This is a genomic window from Paenibacillus sp. HWE-109 (assembly GCF_022163125.1).
In the GTDB taxonomy this organism is placed as follows: Bacteria; Bacillota; Bacilli; order Paenibacillales; family NBRC-103111; genus Paenibacillus_E.
On record NZ_CP091881.1, the window covers coordinates 307,150 to 328,419 of the forward strand.

Below are 21,270 nucleotides of genomic sequence, written 5' to 3' on the forward strand. Positions count from 1 at the left end.
TTGCCTCAGCAGGCTTAGAAATAGGCAGTAGCATTAAAACTTTCTGGACCAACCCGAATCGTTCCAAGGACAGAGCAGCTTACAAACATGGTATAAATTAAAAACGATGTGAGCGGCACATTGTAGTCAGAGCCCGAAAAAACAATGCTTTGTGGACCAAGAAGGGCTAGATTGAGAGATTCCGAAACACCAAACACCGTTGGATCCGTTGGAAGAGTTCCTCGAACGATCGAAATAGTAATCGTTGTAGCCACGGGGAGAAGCGGGAGCTGAATGGTTGTTATGCCATTAAATTGAACACGCATCAAACTTGTTGCCAGACCTGTTTCGAGCCCCACTTGACCGACTAATACGGGTGTATTGATGGCTAGAATAGGGATCGCAATGGAGTTGTTGAAGCTTGCATTCTGAGACGTTCTTGCATCAAGAAATGTTGTCATTCTATTACCTCCTCTATTTGATATACGATAGGATATGAAAGAATTGCCATCAGTGCTTGGACAAATGGAAGATAGTAAAAAAAATAGATAATCGTTTATACGAATATATGAAAAAAGCGGTCCTTCCTCCTCAATGAGAAGTAGACCGCTAGATGAAAGTATCGGTTCCGATTACAGTGCGTGAACCATCGTTAAAAAGCTGGAGGAATAGCTCTCCGGAGAAAAATGAGTGCGTACATGGTGCTCTGCTTGTAAGACAAGAGAGGTTCTTAGAGAGTTGTTGTTCATCAATTCAAAGGCTTCGCGAACGGCTTCCTGAATATCGCCAGCCGTATAATACTTCCCTGTTTGATTGTGGAGAATAGAGCTTCTCACGCCATCAGAGTCCGTGGATAAGACCGGACAGTGACAAGCCATCGCTTCCAAAACTGAGTAAGGAGCGCCTTCTACCTTGGAGGTTGAGCATAAAAAGCCACCCGAATTAGCGATTATGGAGAAGTATTCTGGCATTTGGTCATGGGGGATGTTTGTCAGATTCACAATACGATCCTTGAGATTCAACTGTTGTTTTATCATTTCAAATTTGGCTCTTTCCCCAGGTTCTGACAGTAGGGGATCTTCGAACATCCACACTTGCAGGTCTGAAACATGGAAACGAGTGAGTTCCGCACAGATGAATAGAAACTCACTCCAGTTTTTATTATCTTCAATCCTTCCTACCCAAGCGGCTATAGGGGATGCAGGAGTTTGCACGTAACGATAGGAGAAATTTTCCATATCCATGCAGTTATTGAAGTTGAATTGAGGCATTTGTGGGAAGATTTCTGTGAAGAGTTGCCTAATATGCGGCGTATTTGGGTTAAGTAATCCGTTCGAGTAAGTTCGTATATTATGACTGGCTTCGTTTAGCGTAATTCGTGCTTGTGTGAAGGAGCCAAGCCCTTGAACTTCATAGATAAGCTTTCCGTGAAAGCCCATAGCTCGAAACTTCGCCAAGAAGCGATAAGCAGAGGTTACTACAATGACGTCATACTTGCCCCGGTCCAAGATTTGCTTAATTTCGATATCATTATTCGTAACAAAAACGGGTGTGTCATGACTGTTTTGCAATCCGGAACCACCATTTAAGTATAAACTATGGCATTGATGACCGTGTTTTTGCAGGGCAATAGAACGCAGACGATTCAACGTTTCCACACCGCCGCTAGGTATATAGAATGCGAATAAGATGTTCATCTTCTTTACCTCACTTTTACAGTTTGGTGTATATGTAATAGGGTATGAAAAAAAGCTTCTCGAGGTTTGGACATCATTATATTTTTCATGACGTGTCATACACACAAGCTAATTTCACATTGGCGAATATACTAACGTAAATATTGAAATGAGGGAAACGAATGAAAATATTGCTCGCAACGTACTGGCAGCTGCCTTTTGTTGGCGGTGTGTCGGCTTACACGGAGCAGCTTAAACAAAAGTTAGAATCCATGGGGCACGAAGTTGATGTCATGGGCAATGGTATTGATCGCTACCATATCATTCATAACTATCGGGCTGTTTTCAAGGATAAATTCATGAGCATGTTGCGAGCCAAATTAAGTCCTGCTGTTGTACCGCTTCTACACTTGAATGACTATGTTCTTCACTCCGAGTTGGACCGTTATTGTTTCGAACTGTCGGCAGCTTATTTAGGCTTGCATAAATATGACTTGATTCATGCTCAGGATATTTTGGCAGCACGGTCACTGAGACGAGTTAAACCGAATATGACGCCGCTTGTTACAAGCATTCATGGCTGTGCGGCAAGAGAAGTGCTGTTGGACCTGTCCACCCATATGCCTAGAGAAGCGGTCTTAAATTCAGTCATTTGGAAGTACTATTCATCTTTGGAATTGTTGGGTGTGTTGGCTAGTGATTATACGATGACTTCATCCAAATGGTTAAAGAATCTGCTGGTCAAAGAATTTTCTGCGCCGCCTGAGAAGATTACGGTTTTTCCATATGGCATGGATATCTCCGGGTTTAGGCAGAAGATGGCCGACGGCACGCCCATTGAACGCCCGCCTGGGAAGAAGGTCATCATTTGTACATGCCGGCTTGAGCATATCAAAGGAATCCACGTGCTGCTCCACGCGCTAGCCAAGGTGAAAGTGCAGCAAGAGGACTGGGTCTGCTGGATTGTAGGGGATGGACTGCAGATGGCGATTCTACGCCAGCTAACGGCGGACTTAGGGCTGAGTCAGCTTGTGCATTTTCTTGGACGGAGAAGCGACGTGCCTTCTCTGCTTAGGCAGTCTGATATATTTGTGCTCGCCAGTCTACAGGAGAATCAGCCTTTCTCTGTCATGGAGGCCGAAATAGCCGGCTTGCCGGTCATCGTCTCGGATGCTGCCGGCCTTCCGGAAATGGTCGATAATGGCCATGTGGGTATCACATTTCCAAGCGGGAATAGTGATGCTCTGGCGCATCAAATCATCACTTTACTGGGCAATAATACGTATCGTATGAATTTAGGAGCCAGCTCTCAGAAATGGGCTCTGAAACAGTGGTCCATGGATGCGATGGTAGGTAAAATGCTTCAAGTGTATGAACGTGCCCAGAGGGGCTATCCACCCAAACTTGCAGCTTCTTACAATATGTCTGAGGTGGCGGATAGAGAGCCCTTTGCGGTTAGGGGAGATTTGTATAATCGGTTATTTGAACAGCAAACTTCCAATCCTGACGTGAATGTTGACTACTATACGTGGAATCGATTGTATAATGCTCTCCCATCTGGTTATACCCTGCCGGATCGAAGTCTGCTGGCTACCCTTCAATCTTAAAGTAAATGAATGGAGTGAGAAGTTGATGATAAAGGAAACAACGAATAAAGACTTGTATGCCTTGATGAAAGAAATCATTGATCAAGGCATTAGTCTTCTTGACGTGGGTTGTGGCCTTTGCCTAAACCTGGACAAATTCGAATGTCCGATCATTATCGGGATTGATGTACATCGTCCCTATTTAACGAATAGGGTCAATCGTTCCTCCAAAATCATTCCATTGCATATGGATGCAAGGGATATGAGCCTCTACTTTTTGCCTAAATCTATTTCGACCGTTCTATTTAATGATACTCTGGAACATTTCAATAAAAATGAAGGCTTGTATATGTTGAAGCGTGCCGAGCAGATTGCGCAGCAGAAAGTTGTTGTTTTCACACCACGGGGCTTCTTCCCGCAAGATGATTATGATCATTTTCAGCTAAAAGGCGAGATGTATCAAGCGCATCGCAGCGGTTGGGAGCCGGAGGAATTTGCTGATTTAGGCTATGAGGTTCTTGTATTAAAAGATTTCCACGATTCGCGCAACAGCTCGTTTCGTGCCTCTTTTGGGGAAAACCACCCTCCCGTGGATGCCCTGTTGGCTTGGAAGAATGTCTAAGATTACTTAATCATGAAAGGTGTTGGATACGTATGTTTCAAGTTGTTGACTTTGGCAGAAGTGTTCCGTATTCCTTTTCTTCTTCGGTTATTCAGCCGATTCTAAGCACGCCGAGTTCTATTACACTCGCGCAGTTTGGTGTTCAAGTACAACCAGCAGGCCAAGTCATGCTTAATGCAACGGTAGGTACACAAACAACTTTAGGAGCACCGCAAGTGTTGTTTAGTATCATTCGCGGGAACATTATCGTATACACCATTACCGTAGGTTCTTTGCCACAGGATCAATTTAACGGCGTTTCCTTTAGTTTCGTAGATATAGATGCACCTTCCGGTTATTTGTCCTATACATTGACGGCTGAAATTATGAATAATGTCATATCCAATCGGGCTAACGTGGTGGGACCTGTCGTGTTCAGCGGGCTTTCGCTTGCTCGGGTATAACGATTAAGAGAAAAGGCAGTTCTCAAGTGAAAATTAGACTTGAGATCTGCCTTTCCTATGTTCCGAAGAAAACATCCAGTTTATTGGTAGGTGCAACGGTTCCTGTCCAGACGGCTGCTAAGGTTTGGGGTTTAATCACAGAGGCAGAATTGTAATCACCAATGAGTGGCTGGCTGTCCGGATCGAATGACACTTCTGTGACTCTGCGATTGATGAAACTCGCCCCACCGTTTGAAGATTCAGCGACAAAGAGATCGAGTAGGGGGGGATTCAGGCGATTGGTATAGTAAGTGACAAATAGTTTCCCGGTAAATGGAGAAACCGTTACATAAGGAAAGAAGTTTTGCGAACCTGCAGGTGCGCCGGTGATGCTCAGTGGTGTTGACCATAAGAGACCATCTTGGGAGATGGAAAAGAAAACGTCGGAATATCCCTGGCGATTGTCCTGCCAAGTCGCGTAGATGTTGCCTCCGAAAGGACCGGCGGATATATCGGCCGCCAAGCTGGCTAATGTAAGTACGCGGAACGTGTAACCAGGAAGCTGTTCAGGTACGAGCGTTACATCAGATACCTTGGCAGGAAGTTGATTCACATCAGGTTGAAATGTGACACCGCCATCCAAAGATCGTCGAATTAAGAAAACGGCTGCCCCCGGACCGGTTAAAATCCAACCTACATAGACTTCTCCAGTGATGCCTACAGCCGTGGAAGCTCGATTCTGGAATCCCGTAGGCAGTGAGATTCGCAGGGGATTTTCCCATGTGATTCCTGTGTCTAATGATCGTTGAAAAAATATGGCCATGTTTCCATTGCCAAATTCAAAATCAAACAGCGGTACATATGTAATATAGGCAAATCCGATATAAGGACTGGATGGTGATGAATCGACTGCCAAATAGGGAATATCATAATGAACAACTGTTCCGTACCCTTGTTTGACAAGGATTGGCGGGCTGAACGTAGCTCCATCATCCTCCGAGTGATATACGAAGATGCTTCCATCCTCAATCCCATTGAAGGCATGCATGCCCACGACAAAAATGTTAGGCAACGTATATTCAATAGTAGGCGCTTCTGCTCCTGCCCAACCCGAAGGCAGTGGCAAGACACCTGTCGTGAACGTTGCTCCTCCATCGATACTTCGATAAATACCGATTTGGGTTGCACCTGTCGTAGTATCTGCAGCAACTACGCAAATAATATTTGGGTTCAGGACACTTACGGCGATTGCAGGTTCGAAATGCGCACCAGGGAGGCTAGCTGTAATATTGACTACTGGCAACGGATAATCCCTCCCTTATTAGTTTACACTGCTTAACTGATCAATCCGTGTGAGTTCAGGCGTTAAGACACGTTGATTAGGCACGAAATTGCCGTCCTGATCCACGCCGAATACACTCAGCGCTACATTCGTAGCGCTATAATAATCAATCTGTACTTCATAGGCAATAGCGTTGACCAAAGAATAGGTCTTTAAGAAAATTTTATTAGGCCCAAGATTAAAAAGATCTTGGCCTGCAGGTAATCGAGTATTGCCGGAAATGACGCGAAAGACAAGAAGCGCTACGTTTGCGGAGAACTGGGGGTTATCGTTGATGACACCGACGATAACCGTTTTAGCCACTGAACTGCCAGTTGTTTGGTTAATAAGTAGTCCTGTTGTAAAGGCCACAAGGCACCACCTTTTTAATGTTTTAGGAAATGCCTAACAAAGCGAGCATGGCTACAAAGTTGACACAATAGGCTTCGAGTGAAAAGTGATCTTCGATATACTGTTTGGCCTCTATACGGATGGTCTCTCGAACTGCGGGATTAATGAGATAATAGATACCTTTCTGAACAGCTTCCGCTTTATCGCCTTGTGCATACATCATTCCGGTCGTATAAGGAAGCAAGAAGCTTCGTACACCATCTGAATCTGAACAAAGTATCGGACAACGGCAGCACATGGCTTCCACCATGGCATAGCCGAAGCCCTCTGTAACAGAAGTAGAGAGTAGGAAACCTCCGGAATCTCCGATCATGGAATAGTAATCACACATTTGTTTGTTAGGAATATTGGAATGGCGAATAATATAAGCGGATAGTCCTAATTGAATTAAGGCTTCTTCGAAAAGTTGTTTTTCATCTCCCATTGTCGTATCCTCGAACATCCACAGCCTAAGATCGGGTCTGTAAGCAAGTAAGCGGTGAAAGATGCTTAGGAGGTCACGCCAGTTTTTGTTGGCTTCTATGCGTCCTACCCAACCGATTATTGGATTGGAGAATATAGGGAGAGAACGATACGTAAATTGTTTGCTATCTATGCAGTTATGAAAGGAGAAATGCTGGAATGTGGGGTAAATTTCTCGAAAGAGCTGGATAAGATGCGGGGTTTTCGGGTAGAGTAGCGCATCTGCATAATCAGTGAGATAGGGGATTGCCTCAAGAAGTGCGTAGCGAGCGGAATAGGTTGACCCTAAACCTTGTGCTTCAAAGATGATTGGTTTCTTAAACCCCATATGGCGCAGCCGTGGAATAAGTTTGTAATTAGATGTCACAATGATCACATCAAACTTTACTTTTTTCAGCAGGATATTGATTTGGTGGTCACTGGTCATCACATATGTGTTATGGTTTTCTACGTTCTGCAAACCCGCCCCATGCTCCAAATATACTAAATAACAGTCAATACCGGATTGGCGCAGGGCTTTGGATCTTTGACGATTAAGAGTCTCCATACCTCCGCTTGGTGTATAAAAAATAAAGAGCACCTTCATATGCTTCGCCATCCCCGTTGTTAAAATATGTGTCTTATTCGAACTTTATGAATTCATTTTGCGTAAAAATGGCGATGACTTGGCCGTTGTTTTTGGCAAATAGCGTCAGTGCCGTCGTACTGGTCGTTAATAGGTTTGTAATCAGCAGGAACGAAAAAGCGGCGTGATGGGTATATATTTCCGGTATGACAAGGGTTGATCCCGGTTGATTTAAACCGGACAAATTGTGTAGAGAATAATGGAAAATGCCAAAATCATTATTTACCTGAATAAGGATATCCAAATCATGTACATGTAGGTTGCGAATTTCTAAATCGCAAGACTGAATATAGCTGGCATCGATGGGGTAACCCGCTTTGGAATGAAGCTGAAAAATAGACATAGTTCTCCTCATTTCCACGTCATTTCGTTTTTTACTATCCTACGTAAGAAGGGGATCTTTCGAAAGGGGCAGGTATCTTGTCTCGTATATAATTGCAAAAAAATACAGCTGCAGCGCAGCTGTATTTAAGATAAGGAATTAAGCAAGCGAGATTCCGCTGAAGGAAACAGGTCCGATAACATTGGCTGTATTTGTTGAAATGTTGTTAGTAATCTCTGCCAAAATGCTATATGCGAAATAACCGTTCGACGGGCCAGTATCGGTATAGTTAAATCCTACCTCGTTAAATTTATTCGCTGTTAGATCAGAAGCCAGGACTGTATTAATAATTGTATTGTCACGCAAAATAGTATACAAAATATCAGGTGAACCTAGAGTAGCTTGCGTACCAACAGTTGCTTTTAAGACCACTTGACCGCCTGACACAACAGAAAGTCCGAATTCGGCAATCTTTACTCCACTTGGAGAAGCAGGAATGGCAATACTGACGGAGTTTGCGAACTGAGCGGCATTGCTTTTACCAAAATCTTGAATAGAGAACGTCATTGTGAATCACCTCCTTCTGTTCGTAATATATGTGAAATCTAGTAAGTTGCGTGGTCTATTACCCTAGTAATAAGACCATTTATATGAAAATGATGAATAGATTTCATTTTTGGGAATGGAACTGCCAATATGCCCGTACATTTTTGTCATAACTTCATACCATGATAGCGAGTTTGTAAAAGGAGGGATTCGGCATGTCCATTTTCCGTATTCATGCAAATGAAAACCACCCGGTTAATTCTAGGTACATTCAATCCATCGATTTAACGATACAAAATCTAGGTGCGGAAGAATTTGATGTTTTAATTGAAGGAATGAATTGGAATGGAAATTCGCACTTATTTCTCTACCATGTGTACAGTGCCTCTCAACCCAATTCCGTACGAACAATCACGGATCTATTTACAAATTATGAACCATTTTCTTTGCAGCTTGTAACGAATATCCAAAGTGATCAGTATACGGCGATCACGATGCAGGCTAAACACAATGGAAGTGTGATAGCAATTTTTACGCAAGAAGATTTTTTGCGGCAGTCCTGATTCCTTTGTATGTAAAAAGATGCCCTCCATCATTCGACCAGGAATGATGGAGGGCACCTTTTGCTAATCTGATCTCATGTAGGATCGGTATGTTTTCAGCAGACCTGAACGCATATCGTCCAGAGGCTGCCATTCCAGACATTCGGCCGCTTTCTCATTCGCCAGGCAGCTATGCTTAATATCACCTTGTCTAGCGGAGGTATGCCGAATAGGGAGCCTAGATCCATGAAACTCAGACAGAATCTGTGCCAATTCTTTGATGGATGTGCTTTGCCCCGTGCTGATATGCAGGGTTTCCTGACTTCCACGAGGAATGGACTTCTGAATCGCACGCACCACATCTTTGACATAAACAAAGTCACGCGTCTGCTCGCCATCACCATGAATGGTAAGCGTGGTGTCCTGCAGAATGCGATCCATAAATACGGCTACAACGCCACCTTCGCCTTTGGCTGTTTGTCTAGGTCCATATACATTGCCGAACCGCAGAATGGTATAGGGAAGTCCATAGAGATGATGAAAAACACGGATGTAAGATTCAGCGGCAAATTTGGATAAGCCGTAATAAGAAATGGGAGAAGCAGCATCTGTTTCCACCAATCGCTCTTTTTGTAAATTGCCGTAGACAGCAGATGTAGAAGCAAAAATAAATTTGTTAACGCCTGCGTCTCGAGCCGCTTCCAGGAGATGAATAGTGCCGATCAGATTAATGTAGGCATCTTGGCCTGGATTCGCAATCGAACGCTGAACATCGGCTTGTGCCGCAAGGTGGAAAACAACGTCAGGCCGAATGGAAGCGATAAGCGACTTCACCTGTTCATCGCAGATATCCACTTGATGAAAAGTGGCTTCTGGATGCATGTAATCTATTTTTCCAGATGACAGGTTATCTAGGACATGAACTTCATAGTGCTGGGCAAGCAGCTCATCGACTAGATGGGAGCCAATGAATCCCGCACCTCCAGTAACAACAGCTTTCATCGTGCATTCCTCGCTTTCTGATCTTATCCACTATCTTACGTGAGCAGCAGGGTGGGGGTACGAGGCAACTGCCCGATTGTCACTAGGAACTGAGCCGAACGGATAGGCTGTACATCTGCCTGTTTTCCTATTGTACGGCTTCTGCCCTGTCCTCTTCCTTTTCTAATCATAGAATACATAAAGCAGATATTCCGTCATGGATAGGAGTTGAGAACGAATTGAGTAACCAACGTATTCAGCGGAAGCAGAAGCAGCTAGTGGCGCGCGTCAGCTTGCATCAGCCTAAAGTATCCGTCATCATTCCTGTTTGCAATGAGGCACGAACCTTGGCCAAGGTGATTCGGGAAGCCTTTCGTGTGCACCCGCAAACAGAAGTCATCGTGGTTGACAACGGTTCGTCAGATGGGAGCAAACGAGTAGCAGCACAATTAGGGGCAAGGGTTATCTCGTTTAATCAACCGCTAGGACATGATGTAGGAAGAAGTATTGGAGCGAAAGAAGCAAGGGGAGATATTCTACTCTTCCTGGATGCTGATTTCGTTGTAGCAGCCAAAGAAGTGATCCCGCTGGTAAGAGCCGTGCAGCGTGGTGTGGATGTCGCTTTAAATAAATATAACGGAAGCACGGCCAAGGTTGGCGTTCATCGCGTTGTGTTAGCGAAACACGCTCTAAATGCAATCATTAATCGTCCCGATTTGCTAGGTGCCTCCATGACGACGATTCCGCATGCGATAAGCCGCAAAGCACTGAACATGATCGGAGCTGATAATTTGGCAGTTCCTCCACTGGCGCAAGCGATAGCGGCACATCATGGACTTCATATAAAAGCAACCCAACTCATTCAAGTGGGACTTCGCAATCGTATCCGCAGAAGGCCCAAAGCGTCTGATCCCATTGGCGACTTAATCATTGGTGATCACCTGGAAGCGATTAGCTGGTTGGTTGGAGTATCTGGTGAACGAGCAAGCATACACGATCAGTTGCGCGTAAGAGAAATGATGAGGTGAGCCGATGAAACCGAACATCAAGAGAAGAAGCGCTCAGAGCTTAGCTGTCCCGATGAATAAAAAAAGAGTAAGTCCTAAGCGGTCTTCGCCACGCCTTCGTAAGAATTTTACTCCCAAACGAACAAGAACTCAATTGTATTGGCAGAACTGGGGGAGTCGGGCGGGTCAGGAAGATGCGCTGAAATTTGATATTACCAAAGAGGGTTACCAGAAGAAAGCTCTGAACAACCATTGGATGCAGAGATCGTCTTCTGAGTTGCTTCTGTCCAATGCCCCAAGCTATGAAGCTGCTGCCAGAGGATACGTCTCCGGTTATTGCAAAGCGGCCAAACTGCCACTTCCGGATTGGGTGTTAATGCCGACAGCCAAGTCCGTCGGAGCTGTTGTTTGTGTCATGAACGAGGAACGAACCATTGTTAAGGTACTTGAGCAGTTGAATCGCTTACCGCTGGATGAAATCATTATTATTGTGAATGGCTCTAATGATCATACTTTGGAGAAAGTTAAGGCCCATTCCCATGCGCTCATTGTGCATTATCCCGATCCACTGGGCCATGACGTCGGCAGAGCCATCGGAGCCAAATTATCGCACTCGGACATTTTGCTCTTCTTGGATGGCGATTTTGTAGTTGGCGCTGAGAAATTGCTTCCTTTTATCTATGCGATAGAACGTGGTCATGATCTTGCTTTGAATAATATATCCCCGTATTTACCGACATTCTCGCAGTGGGATTCTGTGACGGTTATGAAGCGATTCCTGAACGTGTCCATGAAGCGGCCGGACTTGAATGCCAATTCACTAACTGCGGTACCACATGCCTTATCTCGCAAAGCGATTACGCAAATGGGCTGTGCAGAGCTCATGGTACCGCCCAAAGCGCAGGTTAATGCGATCTTGAACGGACTTCGAATAACAGCGCCAGCCAGCATCAATGTCGTATCCGTCAATCGCATTCGCAAGATGAACAAGGGGAGAAATAACCCTGTTGCCCGGTTGATTATCGGCGATCATGTCGAAGCGCTGAACTTTGCCATGAAGTCGAGAGGAGAGCGTATTGTGTTTCCTGATATCATTCGAAAAAGGGAATTCCTCGAGGGGGAAGTAGCATGCAGGTAACGAGTATCATCATTCCGACATTCAATGGTCTAAATTTATTGCAAGAGTGCGTGGCATCCATTCGCAGGCACACTTCCGTGCCTTATGAAATCATCGTTGTGGACAACGGTTCCCAAGATGGCACGTTGGAGTATTGTCATAGAGAACGTCTCAAGCTCGTTGCTATTCCCATTAACCGCGGCTTCCCTGTAGCTTGTAATTATGGTCTTCATATCGCCACAGGCAACGCCTTGATGCTGCTGAACAACGATACATTAGCAACTCCGAACTGGCTGGACAACATGCTGCGTGCCCTTTACAGCAGCGACGATGTAGGTATGGTTGGACCGATGACTAATTATGCGAGCGGCAAACAGCAGATTCAGGAGCCCTATACCAATATCAATGAGATGGTAGCCAAATATAACACGCCGAATCCTGCAATCTGGCAAGATACAACCCGTTTGGTCGGAATTTCCTTGCTTTTTAAAAGGGAGCTGCTGGATCAAATCGGATTCATGGATGAGCGATTTTCGCCAGGACATTTTGAAGATGACGATTTCTGTTATCGCACGCGTTTGGCTGGTTACCGTTTATTAATTGTCGGCGATTGTTTTATTTTCCATCATGGGAGCGCCAGTTTTCATAAGAAAGGCTATGAGGCCGTGCAAGCGCTGCTGCAGCAAAATCGTCAGAAATTTATAGATAAATGGGGCGTTGATCCCCATACCTTTATAGAATAACTTGAGGCAGACACCGTTCGCTGCATGGCTGCATAACTTAAAGTGAAAAAGCGGATTTGGAGGCGAAACAGATTGGAACAGCGGGTAACGACGATCATTTCCCATATAGCGGCCTCACACCATGAGATGTCCAGAATTCTGGAAGCAAAGCGAAGTATTTCGACGCAGATGGCCGGCATTGCGAACGATATACCAGATTCGCACCCCGATTTTGAAGGCCTCAGCATGCTGCAGGAACAGGCTTTGCAGTTGACCAAAAATATAACGGCTTACTTGAACAGCCTTGCTAATCTGGAAGAAGCCATTGCTCAGCAGACGGAAATTGTGATGAAAGAAATGAAAGAACCTGAAGATGAGGAATAGAGGGATCCGACTTGAACAGAAATGATCTTTATTTGCATATGCTGGATGCTACGGCGAAGCTGCAGCATGAAATCGCCTTAATGTTGGAGGCTAGAGTGGTTGAAGCGGAGAAATCGCGCAATTGGATATGCCACCATATTAATTCTTCCAACTTAGAGGGGCATGAAAATCAAATGAAACAAACCGGAGAAATTCATGAATATGTGATTGAACTTATTGATGGTTTGACGAAGATGGAGAACTCATTAAACCGTCATATGCAAGCACTTCTTGGGCAAAATGAGTCCGGTTCCGGAAATTCTGGCGGCTCGGGCGGCATGGGCAACCTATTTTCATTCGGTGAGGATGACAAGTAATGAAAGCAGCGAATCGTGAAACCATTGAACTGCATATGCTGACCTCGCTGGCGCGAAGCCAGCGAGCCATATGCCGAATCTTAGAGACCATTGCCGATCAGGTTGAAACCTCTGAGCAGATGGCTAGTCATCTGGCAGAGAACTTGGCTGCACTGAGTGGCTATCAGCGTACGCTAATCCAGAAATTGACCAAACAAAACCGGCGTGTGCGCTATGTGGGAACACCAGGCAAGCCATGGATTAACAAGCAAATCACGCGTTGACTTACCCCCAGCGCACGATCAATCCTGCGTGCGTAAGCCCCCCGCCAAAACCATAAATTAAAAGGGTATCCCCGTCCTTAACTTTCCCTTCTTTGATCCCCAAATCTAGAGCTAGCGGAATGGATGCCGCGGAAGTGTTGCCCAAGTACTCCAGACTATAGAGAGCTTTATCCACAGGTATTCCGCTTTTCTCGCATATGGATTCAATAATTCGCAAGTTAGCGCTGTGAGGAATAAACCAATCGATCGCTGTTTGCGTCAATCCGCTCTTGGCAAGCAGCTTCTCGATGCCTTGCGGAACTGTTGTTACCGCGAATTTATAGACTTCGCGGCCATTCTGGACAAGCTTGCCGTCGCCCGTCAGCGGGATGTCCTGCCACATCGTGGACAAGCCAGTACGGTACACATGCTTGCCGCCAGAACCGTCCGATCCCATATGATGCGCTATAAACGCAGGGTGTTGTTCTTCGCGCTCTACGACGACAGCACCGGCGCCATCGCCAAACAGAATGCAAGTGGAACGATCGGTATAATCCGTTATTTTGGACAGGGAGTCGGCGCCGACCACCAGAACTTTGCGGTGCACGCCGGCAGCGACCAGTGCACTTGCCGTATGCAGTGCGTAAGCAAAGCCGGCACAGGTGGCATTAAGGTCGTAAGCCCCCGTTGCAGGCAACCCGAAGTGCGCCTGAATCTGGCAGGCAACCGGGGTAGACGGCAGATCCGGGGTATGCGTAGCTACGATGATGAGCTCAATCCCGTCGAGCGAAGCGGGATATCTGCCGAGCATATCCTGCACAGCAGCTATACATAGATGGCTTGTGAATTCATCGGCAGCAGCAAGTCTGCGCTCGCGGATGCCTGTGCGCTGTACAATCCATTCGTCATTCGTATCAACCATGTCTTGAAGATCGGCGTTGCTTAGAATATGAGAAGGCACGTAAGTGCCGATGGCAGAGATGCGGGCTTGCAGGGGAGTTGAGGCAGTCATGAAAATCACTCCTTTTAGTATTTGGTATTAGTACTAGGTACTAATTTATACTTTCACTTTAACGAATTGGAGTCGTAATGTCAATTCAATTGTTGTTTTGCCTAATTGGCTGGATTTAATGCAAAATAAGTTCGGAACAATGGGATTTTAATAGAAACATAGCTAATTAAAGTTCATGATCTTTAGGAACGTTCATTTTATTCACCTATTATGGATGCAATAATTAATCCTGAAAGGAGAGTGATTAATTAGGTTATCTAAGCCATATTAAACATTAAATTCGAAAGCGACGGTGGTTTGCAATGTTGAAGAGTTTAAAGCAAAGACTAGGTATGCTTGTGATTGTGAGTCTTTTATTCTCCTGTTTTTCACAAATTGGAATTAGAAGTGCAAGCGCGAGCGATGCATATGATGATTTGAGAATAAAATGGGCGGATACCCTAACTGGAGGCACAGGATACAATACGGCTGATCCGGATATCGCCCAAAAACTCGTCATGGCTGCCCAGACAAGTTGGGGCAGTATGAATAAATCTGCAGGCAGAACCTACTTGTGGTCCGAAATAAGCGATGCTGCTAATGCAACTTACACGACTATTAACTTTACTCGAATCAAGGAAATGGCTGTTGCTTACAAAACATATGGATCAAGTCTTTATGGCAATGCAACACTGAAAACGGATATCATTGGTGCGCTCGACTGGCTGTATACCAATCGATATAACGAATCCATGGGGGCTGAGACATGGTATACATGGTACGATTTGGAGATTGCTACACCACTTCAACTTAATGACACCGTTATACTCATGTATGATGATTTGATAGCTACTCCGAATAAAATCACCAATTATATGAATGCGGTTTCACATTATTCGCCTGACCCCACCATGATATCGATGCATGAACCTGGATTCGTTAATGAAGCGACAGGCGCTAATCGCATTTGGAAGTCCCAGATCGTCGCGGTGCAAGGTGTTATTATGAAATCGAGTACTAAACTGACGGCTGCCAGGGATGCATTAAATCAAGTCATGGATTATGTTGTTTCTGAAGACGGGTTTTATAAAGATGGTTCATTCGTTCAGCATTTGTTATTTTCTTACAATGGAGGTTACGGAGCAAACCTTTTGCCGGATATTGCGAATGTCTTGTATTTGTTGAACGGTTCGCAATGGCAATCCACCTATGTGGGCCTGCCTAATGTTTTTAAATGGGTTTATGACGCCTATGAGCCTCTCATCTATAATGGCTTCATGATGGACATGGTTAGGGGCAGAGAAATTTCAAGGGATGCCACGCAAGGCCGGGTTATCGGCAATAAAGTAGCGGGTGGCATTTTGCGTTTGGCCCAGATAGCAGCCCCAACAGATGCTCAGAGAATGAAGTCCATGGTCAAGTATTGGCTTCAACAGGATCCTGCTTCAAGCTTCAATAGGGAGGCAACGTTGAGCATTCTTCAGTTGGTTAAGGATGTGATGAATGACACAAGCATCATCCCAAGAGGAGAGATTTCGTTAGCCAAAGTGTATGCAGGTATGGACAGAGCCATCAGCTTGAAACCAGGATTCGGATTTGGTGTCAGTATGTCCTCCAAGCGAATTGCGAATTATGAAACGGGTATTAATCAAAATTACAAGGGTTGGTATACAGGTGAAGGCATGACTTACTTATATAATAATGATGCTCTCCAATATACCGACTATTGGCCTACGATAAACAAATACCGTTTGCCAGGCACAACCGTAGACACAATGGTTAGATCAGACAATTCTGGTGCAGCCTATTTAAGTCCCAATACATGGACAGGAGGAACAGAACTGCTTAATCAATACGCAGCGGTTGGAATGGACTTGAAAGCCTATGGAAGCACGCTGAAAGCCAAAAAATCCTGGTTCACGTTTGATGATGAAATTGTCGCTTTAGGTAGTGGAATCAACAGTACGGATAGCAGAGTTATCGAAACAACAATTGAGAACAGAAGTCTGAATAAAGCAAGTATAGCTCATGGTATCGATACGAATTCGGCAGTTGCTGCTCCAACAGGAAGCGAACCTATGAGAATAAAGGTAAACCAGGTAACCGACAGCAGCAATGATGGCAATTTGCCGGAGAATACGTTAGATAATAATCTGAATACCAGATGGACATCCGTAGGTAATGGTCAGTGGATTCAATACGATTTAGGCAAAGTGCAGCCTGTGGGGTATGTTGGCCTCAATTTCTTAAGTCAAACCGCCAGAGCCAGCAGCTTCGATATCCAAGTGTCCAGTAATAGTACGGTGTGGACTACGGTATATAGCGGCAGCACCACTGTAGGGGGAAGCGCTTCGGATATTCAAGTGTTTGACTTTCCAGATGTCAATGCGCGATATGTGAAGATTGTGGGACATGGTAATACGTCTAACGATTACAACCACATCACCGAAGTGCAAATTTATGCTCCACATCCTCAAAATTTAATTATTCCCATTTCGGTTGTTCCTTTGAAAGCTTTATCCACAACGAACAATCTCGAAACGATTGATAATGATATCTTTACACGTTGGTCATCTGTAGGCGATGGCAATTCGCTGAAATATGATCTCGGTAGCAATGTGACGGTCGGATACGCAGGAATAGGCTTCTTCATCGGCAGTATCCGCCAATATTCATTTGACATTCAGACCTCAACGAATGATACCACGTGGACAACGGTATTCAGCGGTCAAAGTACATTAACATCTGAAATTAAAGCGTATGATCTTATAGATTCGACTGCCAGATATGTGAAGATCATATTCCACGGGAGCGATATAGATCTAAGCAATCGGCTTTCAGAAATTCAATTCTATGCGCCTAATCCATTGGGGACTGTCTTAACTCCCGTGCATACGTCAACCAAATACAACGGGGACGAACAGCTTATCGTCAACGGAGTTACTAAGCCTGCCGGCATGGGGTGGACGGAGAACATGGCTAATGTTTCTACCGTATATATGGAAGGTACGGGAGGATACTATTTCCCTCAACCTGCTGCTATTAAAGGCCTTAGAGAATCCAGACAAGGCAGCTGGGCGCAGTTGAGTTCATTGGGGGGGACGGCAATGGTAAATAAAAAATACCTCACCCTCTGGTATGATCATGGCATCAATCCCGTTGATAAAGACTATTCTTATGTGATGCTGCCAAACAAGACGGCACAACAAACAACCGCTTATAGTAACAATCCGGATATTTCGATCATTGCTAACACCTCAAGTGTTCAAATGGTCAAAGAAAACGGACTTGGCGTTACAGGGGCTAATTTCTGGACTCCGGATATTGCCGCAGGTATTATTGCCTATAATCCTTCATCCATTATGCTAAAGGATCAAGCTGGTGGACTGGATATTACTGTGTCCGATCCTACACATCTTCAGAACAAGATTACGTATGAGATCACAAAAACAGGAGCTTCCTTGATTCAAAAAGACCCAACCATTACAATTTTGCAATTAAGTCCTACGATAAAATTTGAAGTGAATACAGAGGCAAAGGATGGGGTTTCGCATAAGTTGTCGATTTCATACAATACCTCTGATCCAATCCCACCAACCAGCAGTGTGACTGTAGTGGATGATGTGTATGATTATACAAAAATATTCTCACATTCGCCTAATTTAGTGTTTAGTACTTCAAATGCGGCAAAAATGGGAGGAGATACTTCCAAATTATCAAGAACAAAAAATTTGCATGAAAATATTGTTTATAAGGCCTTTGGGAGTATGAATATGGATTCATTCGCTGTGGATACTTGGTTTGCATACAATGAACCGATTATGGATTTTGAATTCTATTCGTCGCCTGATAATGTTACCTATACCTTAGTTGCTCCTGCCAGGACGCTGGTGCCGGGTGTAGGAACTAATTATCATAAGGTTAGCTATGACAAAGCATTACCCGCAGGCACCAAGTACTTGAAAATCGTATTTAACGACTCGGTAAACGTTTGGACTCCGGTGTTTGCCAAAGCCGTGATTACAAGTAAGTTGTGAGCAATTAGAGCAAAGTCTAGATGAGTGAACGAGCTTTCCAATGCCTAGTGGCAAAGGAAAGCTTTTTTCATGATAGTAATGACTAATCAAAGTTCATAATCTTAAATATCGATCATTTCATTCAGTTGTGACGAATGCAATAATAAACAGTGTAAGATACATTCCATAGGGGGGTTTACATGAAAAGGTATCGCAGAACAGCAGCAATATTAACAGGTATCACCCTTTGCATGAGCATAATTGCCGGGTGTACAGGCGAAGGTAATGAGGCATCGGTAAGTGCCAGTCCGACGAATTCAGCTAGTCCAGTTGCGACAGGCATTACAAAGACTCCGCAATCGAATGACCGTACCAAATTTGATCCTCCGGTTACGATATCCGCCGCTATTACGTTGAGACCTTCAGATAAACTCCGCTTTGGAGATACGCCAGAGAATAATCCGGTCACTCGATGGTTAAGTGAGAACTTGGGAATTGTAACTAAATTTCGATGGGTAGTTACTGATACGGCGGCATTCGAGACGAAGGTACGCTTGGCGATGGCAAGCGGAGAAACGCTGCCGGATGTTCTTTATACAGGGGGAAGCTTGCTTGAGGAATTGATTGATTCCGGTAAAATTCAAACGATTGACGAAGCGTATGAGAAATATGCATCACCCAGATTAAAAAATTTATACGAAAAAAACCCGGCAGTTTGGGCCACAGCTAAAAGAAACGGCAAGGTCATTGGTTTGCCGGATGTTTCAAATGGAGTGGTTGGCGAGAATATCATGTGGATTCGTCAGGATTGGCTGGATAAGCTGCAAATGAAAGCCCCAACCAATATTGAGGAATTTGAAAAATTATTGGATGCGTTTACGAATCAAGATCCGGATGGAAATGGCAAAAAAGATACATTCGGTATGGCATTTGGCGCAAACACAGGCTACCACAAACCAACTAATAATTATATGACCAATACCGAGTTTATTTTCGGACAGGATCAGCCCTATATGTGGCTCAAAGGGCCAGATGGCCAATTGCAATACGGTGCCAACCGTCCAACTGTCAAAGCAGGTCTTGCCAAATTAAATCAATGGTTTAGCAAAGGTTATTTTAATCCTGATTTTGGAACAATGGATGCAGCAAAAGCTATGGCTGATTTCACTTCAGGGAAAGCGGGGATTGCAATTGCCGCAGGTTGGGCAGGCGCTTGGCCAATTGGAACTGCAGTATCGGAAGCGAAGAGCAAGAATCAAACGCTTAATGTCAAACCCTATCCGATCCCTTCCGGAATTACGGGTGAGGTTGGACGGCAGGAATCGCAGCCATCCTACGGTACTTATGTATTTCGTAAGGGATTTGATAATATGGAAGCCATTTTTAAATATTATGACACCATGTATGGCTGCCTGATCGAAGATCCTAAATGTCCATTCGCGGTAGGGCAAGGGGAAGGGTACGATTACGTAATGAAAGATGGAAAGCCGGATTGGAAAACGGTTCCAGATGGAATTGTCAATCTTAGCCGATATTTAATTTTTCCTTCAAATGGAACGGCACCAACGAATGTAATGGAAGGTCCGAGCATCTACCAGCGTGTTGCGGCGGGTAAATTGGATAATGTATTTGAACAAAAATTAGCTGCAAGCAATGACAAATTGGCAATCGATGGTTTTTCCGTGGGTTACCTGCAAATGGACAAGGATGTGAAAAACGGATTCTATGGCGCTAATACCCCAACAATGAAAGAAAAATGGGAGCAGCTGAATGCGTTGGAGGATCAAGCTTACTTACAGATTATTTATGGGAAACAGAAACCGGATTATTTTGATACCTTCCTTAAGCAATGGCATGAGCAAGGTGGCACACAAATTACCAAAGAGATTAATGAATCTGTTGCCAAACAGAAATAAGGAACTGACTTCATAAGGAAAACAAATACGGAGTACAAAGATTCACTATGTTTCTCCGTATTTAGTTTTTTCAAAATCAGCTTTTTTCCGCGATATTGAAAGTCGATAGGAGATTATTTGAATGAAAACCTATTTGAATCTAAGAAAAACATGGCCGTTGCATGTGTTTCTATTACCATCCGTCATTTTACTAATCATCTTCAATTATATTCCAATGGTTGGGTTTATGATCGGCTTTGAGGATTTCAAGCCTTGGCTGGGGGTTTTCAAGTCTCCATTTGTTGGGTTAAAGCATTTTAAATTTATGTTCCATGATCCTACTGCGTTGCAAGTTATATGGAATACCTTATTTATTGCGATATTTAAAATTATAGCTGGTTCCATTGTTCCTTTTAGTTTTGCCTTATTTCTCAATGAAGTACGGGTTGTTTTATATAAAAGAACAATTCAATCCCTTATTTATTTACCGCACTTTATTAATTGGGTAATTCTTGGCGGTATTTTAACCGATATGTTGTCTACGAATGGCTTGATCAATCAATTTCTTGGATGGTTAGGCTTTGGAAACATCGCTTTCCTGCAAAGCGGGAACTGGTTTCGAACTACGTTAGTCACAAGTGATGTCTGGAAAGAATTTGGTTTTGGAACCATTATCTACTTGGCGGCTATGGCAGGAATCAATCCGAATATGTATGAAGCTGCTGACATTGATGGAGCTAATAATTGGCAAAAAGCGGTTCATATTACGATTCCAGCAGTCATTCCTATCGCTATTGTTATTGCGACATTATCACTGGGGAATATTCTAAATGCGGGGTTTGATCAAGTATTTAACATGTACAATCCATTGGTATATCCCAAAGGAGATATTATTGACACGTATGTTTATCGTGTAGGTCTTCAACAAGGTTCGTTTAGTCTAGCTACTGCAGTAGGATTCTTTAAATCGATCATTGGGTTTATTTTAATTGCCACTACGTATAAACTAGCGTCCAAATATGCGAATTACAAGATATTCTGAGAG

The 21,270-nt window shown here is 44.1% G+C and carries 22 protein-coding genes; 13 read left to right on the forward strand and 9 right to left on the reverse strand.

Translation table 11 applies throughout. The features are described 5' to 3' along the window. Positions 1-14 precede the first annotated feature (14 nt). Together LOZ80_RS01385 and LOZ80_RS01390 are read right to left on the reverse strand one after the other, a co-directional pair. Positions 15-440, reverse strand: coding sequence for a hypothetical protein (locus tag LOZ80_RS01385; protein ID WP_238169751.1), 426 nt, complete (start codon positions 438-440; stop codon positions 15-17). Positions 441-611: 171 nt separating this feature from the next. Further along, complete coding sequence (locus LOZ80_RS01390) at positions 612-1,676, reverse strand: glycosyltransferase family 4 protein (protein ID WP_238169752.1); 1,065 nt, start codon at positions 1,674-1,676, stop codon at positions 612-614. Between the two features lie 161 nt (positions 1,677-1,837). Between LOZ80_RS01390 and LOZ80_RS01395 the strand changes: the two genes are divergently transcribed. The 3 genes from LOZ80_RS01395 to LOZ80_RS01405 are packed head-to-tail and all read left to right on the forward strand — an operon-like array spanning position 1,838 to position 4,306. Next, a complete protein-coding gene (locus LOZ80_RS01395) occupies positions 1,838-3,262 on the forward strand; it encodes a glycosyltransferase family 4 protein (protein ID WP_238169753.1) in 1,425 nt (474 codons plus the stop codon). 25 nt (positions 3,263-3,287) lie between these two features. After that, entirely contained in the window at positions 3,288-3,863 is a 576-nt protein-coding gene (locus LOZ80_RS01400; RefSeq protein WP_238169754.1) for a class I SAM-dependent methyltransferase, read from the forward strand. Positions 3,864-3,895: 32 nt separating this feature from the next. After that, the gene (locus LOZ80_RS01405) at positions 3,896-4,306 is read left to right on the forward strand and encodes a hypothetical protein (RefSeq protein WP_238169755.1); all 411 of its coding nucleotides are present in this window, start codon (positions 3,896-3,898) and stop codon (positions 4,304-4,306) included. Positions 4,307-4,361: 55 nt separating this feature from the next. On the opposite strand, the gene LOZ80_RS01410 is transcribed toward LOZ80_RS01405, so the two are convergent. From LOZ80_RS01410 to LOZ80_RS01430, 5 genes are all read right to left on the reverse strand, one after another. Then, positions 4,362-5,588 (reverse strand): beta propeller repeat protein, encoded by a 1,227-nt coding sequence (locus LOZ80_RS01410; protein WP_238169756.1) that lies wholly within the window; start codon positions 5,586-5,588, stop codon positions 4,362-4,364. 18 nt (positions 5,589-5,606) lie between these two features. Further along, positions 5,607-5,978, reverse strand: coding sequence for a hypothetical protein (locus tag LOZ80_RS01415; RefSeq protein WP_238169757.1), 372 nt, complete (start codon positions 5,976-5,978; stop codon positions 5,607-5,609). Between the two features lie 22 nt (positions 5,979-6,000). Continuing rightward, positions 6,001-7,065, reverse strand: a complete 1,065-nt coding sequence (locus LOZ80_RS01420) for a glycosyltransferase family 4 protein (protein WP_238169758.1) — start codon at positions 7,063-7,065, stop codon at positions 6,001-6,003. Between the two features lie 34 nt (positions 7,066-7,099). Then, positions 7,100-7,447 (reverse strand): hypothetical protein, encoded by a 348-nt coding sequence (locus LOZ80_RS01425; protein WP_238169759.1) that lies wholly within the window; start codon positions 7,445-7,447, stop codon positions 7,100-7,102. Positions 7,448-7,585: 138 nt separating this feature from the next. Next, positions 7,586-7,993 (reverse strand): hypothetical protein, encoded by a 408-nt coding sequence (locus LOZ80_RS01430; RefSeq protein WP_238169760.1) that lies wholly within the window; start codon positions 7,991-7,993, stop codon positions 7,586-7,588. Positions 7,994-8,187: 194 nt separating this feature from the next. On the opposite strand from LOZ80_RS01430, the gene LOZ80_RS01435 reads away from it, so the two are divergent. Then, a complete protein-coding gene (locus LOZ80_RS01435; RefSeq protein ID WP_238169761.1) occupies positions 8,188-8,535 on the forward strand; it encodes a hypothetical protein in 348 nt (115 codons plus the stop codon). A gap of 63 nt (positions 8,536-8,598) precedes the next feature. Here the strand turns inward: LOZ80_RS01435 and LOZ80_RS01440 are convergent, their stop codons facing one another. Then, positions 8,599-9,516, reverse strand: coding sequence for an NAD-dependent epimerase/dehydratase family protein (locus LOZ80_RS01440; RefSeq protein ID WP_238169762.1), 918 nt, complete (start codon positions 9,514-9,516; stop codon positions 8,599-8,601). Positions 9,517-9,734: 218 nt separating this feature from the next. On the opposite strand from LOZ80_RS01440, the gene LOZ80_RS01445 reads away from it, so the two are divergent. The 6 genes from LOZ80_RS01445 to LOZ80_RS01470 all read left to right on the forward strand — a co-directional run bounded on the left by LOZ80_RS01445 (position 9,735) and on the right by LOZ80_RS01470 (position 13,344). Then, positions 9,735-10,523, forward strand: coding sequence for a glycosyltransferase family 2 protein (locus LOZ80_RS01445; protein ID WP_238169763.1), 789 nt, complete (start codon positions 9,735-9,737; stop codon positions 10,521-10,523). 4 nt (positions 10,524-10,527) lie between these two features. Further along, a complete protein-coding gene (locus LOZ80_RS01450) occupies positions 10,528-11,640 on the forward strand; it encodes a glycosyltransferase family 2 protein (RefSeq protein WP_238169764.1) in 1,113 nt (370 codons plus the stop codon). Next, a complete protein-coding gene (locus LOZ80_RS01455; protein ID WP_238169765.1) occupies positions 11,631-12,362 on the forward strand; it encodes a glycosyltransferase family 2 protein in 732 nt (243 codons plus the stop codon). Before LOZ80_RS01450 ends, LOZ80_RS01455 begins: the two co-directional genes overlap by 10 nt. Before the next feature lie 72 nt (positions 12,363-12,434). Then, the gene (locus LOZ80_RS01460; protein ID WP_238169766.1) at positions 12,435-12,725 is read left to right on the forward strand and encodes a nucleoside-diphosphate sugar epimerase; all 291 of its coding nucleotides are present in this window, start codon (positions 12,435-12,437) and stop codon (positions 12,723-12,725) included. 11 nt (positions 12,726-12,736) lie between these two features. Further along, a complete protein-coding gene (locus LOZ80_RS01465) occupies positions 12,737-13,081 on the forward strand; it encodes an alpha-helical endospore appendage domain-containing protein (RefSeq protein ID WP_229757903.1) in 345 nt (114 codons plus the stop codon). Beyond that, complete coding sequence (locus tag LOZ80_RS01470) at positions 13,081-13,344, forward strand: hypothetical protein (protein ID WP_238169767.1); 264 nt, start codon at positions 13,081-13,083, stop codon at positions 13,342-13,344. The genes LOZ80_RS01465 and LOZ80_RS01470 overlap by 1 nt, the downstream gene beginning before the upstream one ends. A gap of 1 nt (position 13,345) precedes the next feature. Here the strand turns inward: LOZ80_RS01470 and LOZ80_RS01475 are convergent, their stop codons facing one another. Then, entirely contained in the window at positions 13,346-14,335 is a 990-nt protein-coding gene (locus tag LOZ80_RS01475) for a ketoacyl-ACP synthase III (RefSeq protein ID WP_238169768.1), read from the reverse strand. A gap of 302 nt (positions 14,336-14,637) precedes the next feature. Here LOZ80_RS01475 and LOZ80_RS01480 point away from each other — a divergent pair, with 302 nt between their 5' ends. The 3 genes from LOZ80_RS01480 (at position 14,638) to LOZ80_RS01490 (ending at position 21,267) form a co-directional block, all read left to right on the forward strand. Beyond that, a complete protein-coding gene (locus LOZ80_RS01480; RefSeq protein WP_238169769.1) occupies positions 14,638-18,351 on the forward strand; it encodes a polysaccharide lyase family 8 super-sandwich domain-containing protein in 3,714 nt (1,237 codons plus the stop codon). 179 nt (positions 18,352-18,530) lie between these two features. Continuing rightward, the gene (locus LOZ80_RS01485) at positions 18,531-20,246 is read left to right on the forward strand and encodes an extracellular solute-binding protein (protein WP_238169770.1); all 1,716 of its coding nucleotides are present in this window, start codon (positions 18,531-18,533) and stop codon (positions 20,244-20,246) included. A gap of 121 nt (positions 20,247-20,367) precedes the next feature. Further along, entirely contained in the window at positions 20,368-21,267 is a 900-nt protein-coding gene (locus tag LOZ80_RS01490) for an ABC transporter permease (protein WP_238169771.1), read from the forward strand. Positions 21,268-21,270 lie beyond the last annotated feature (3 nt).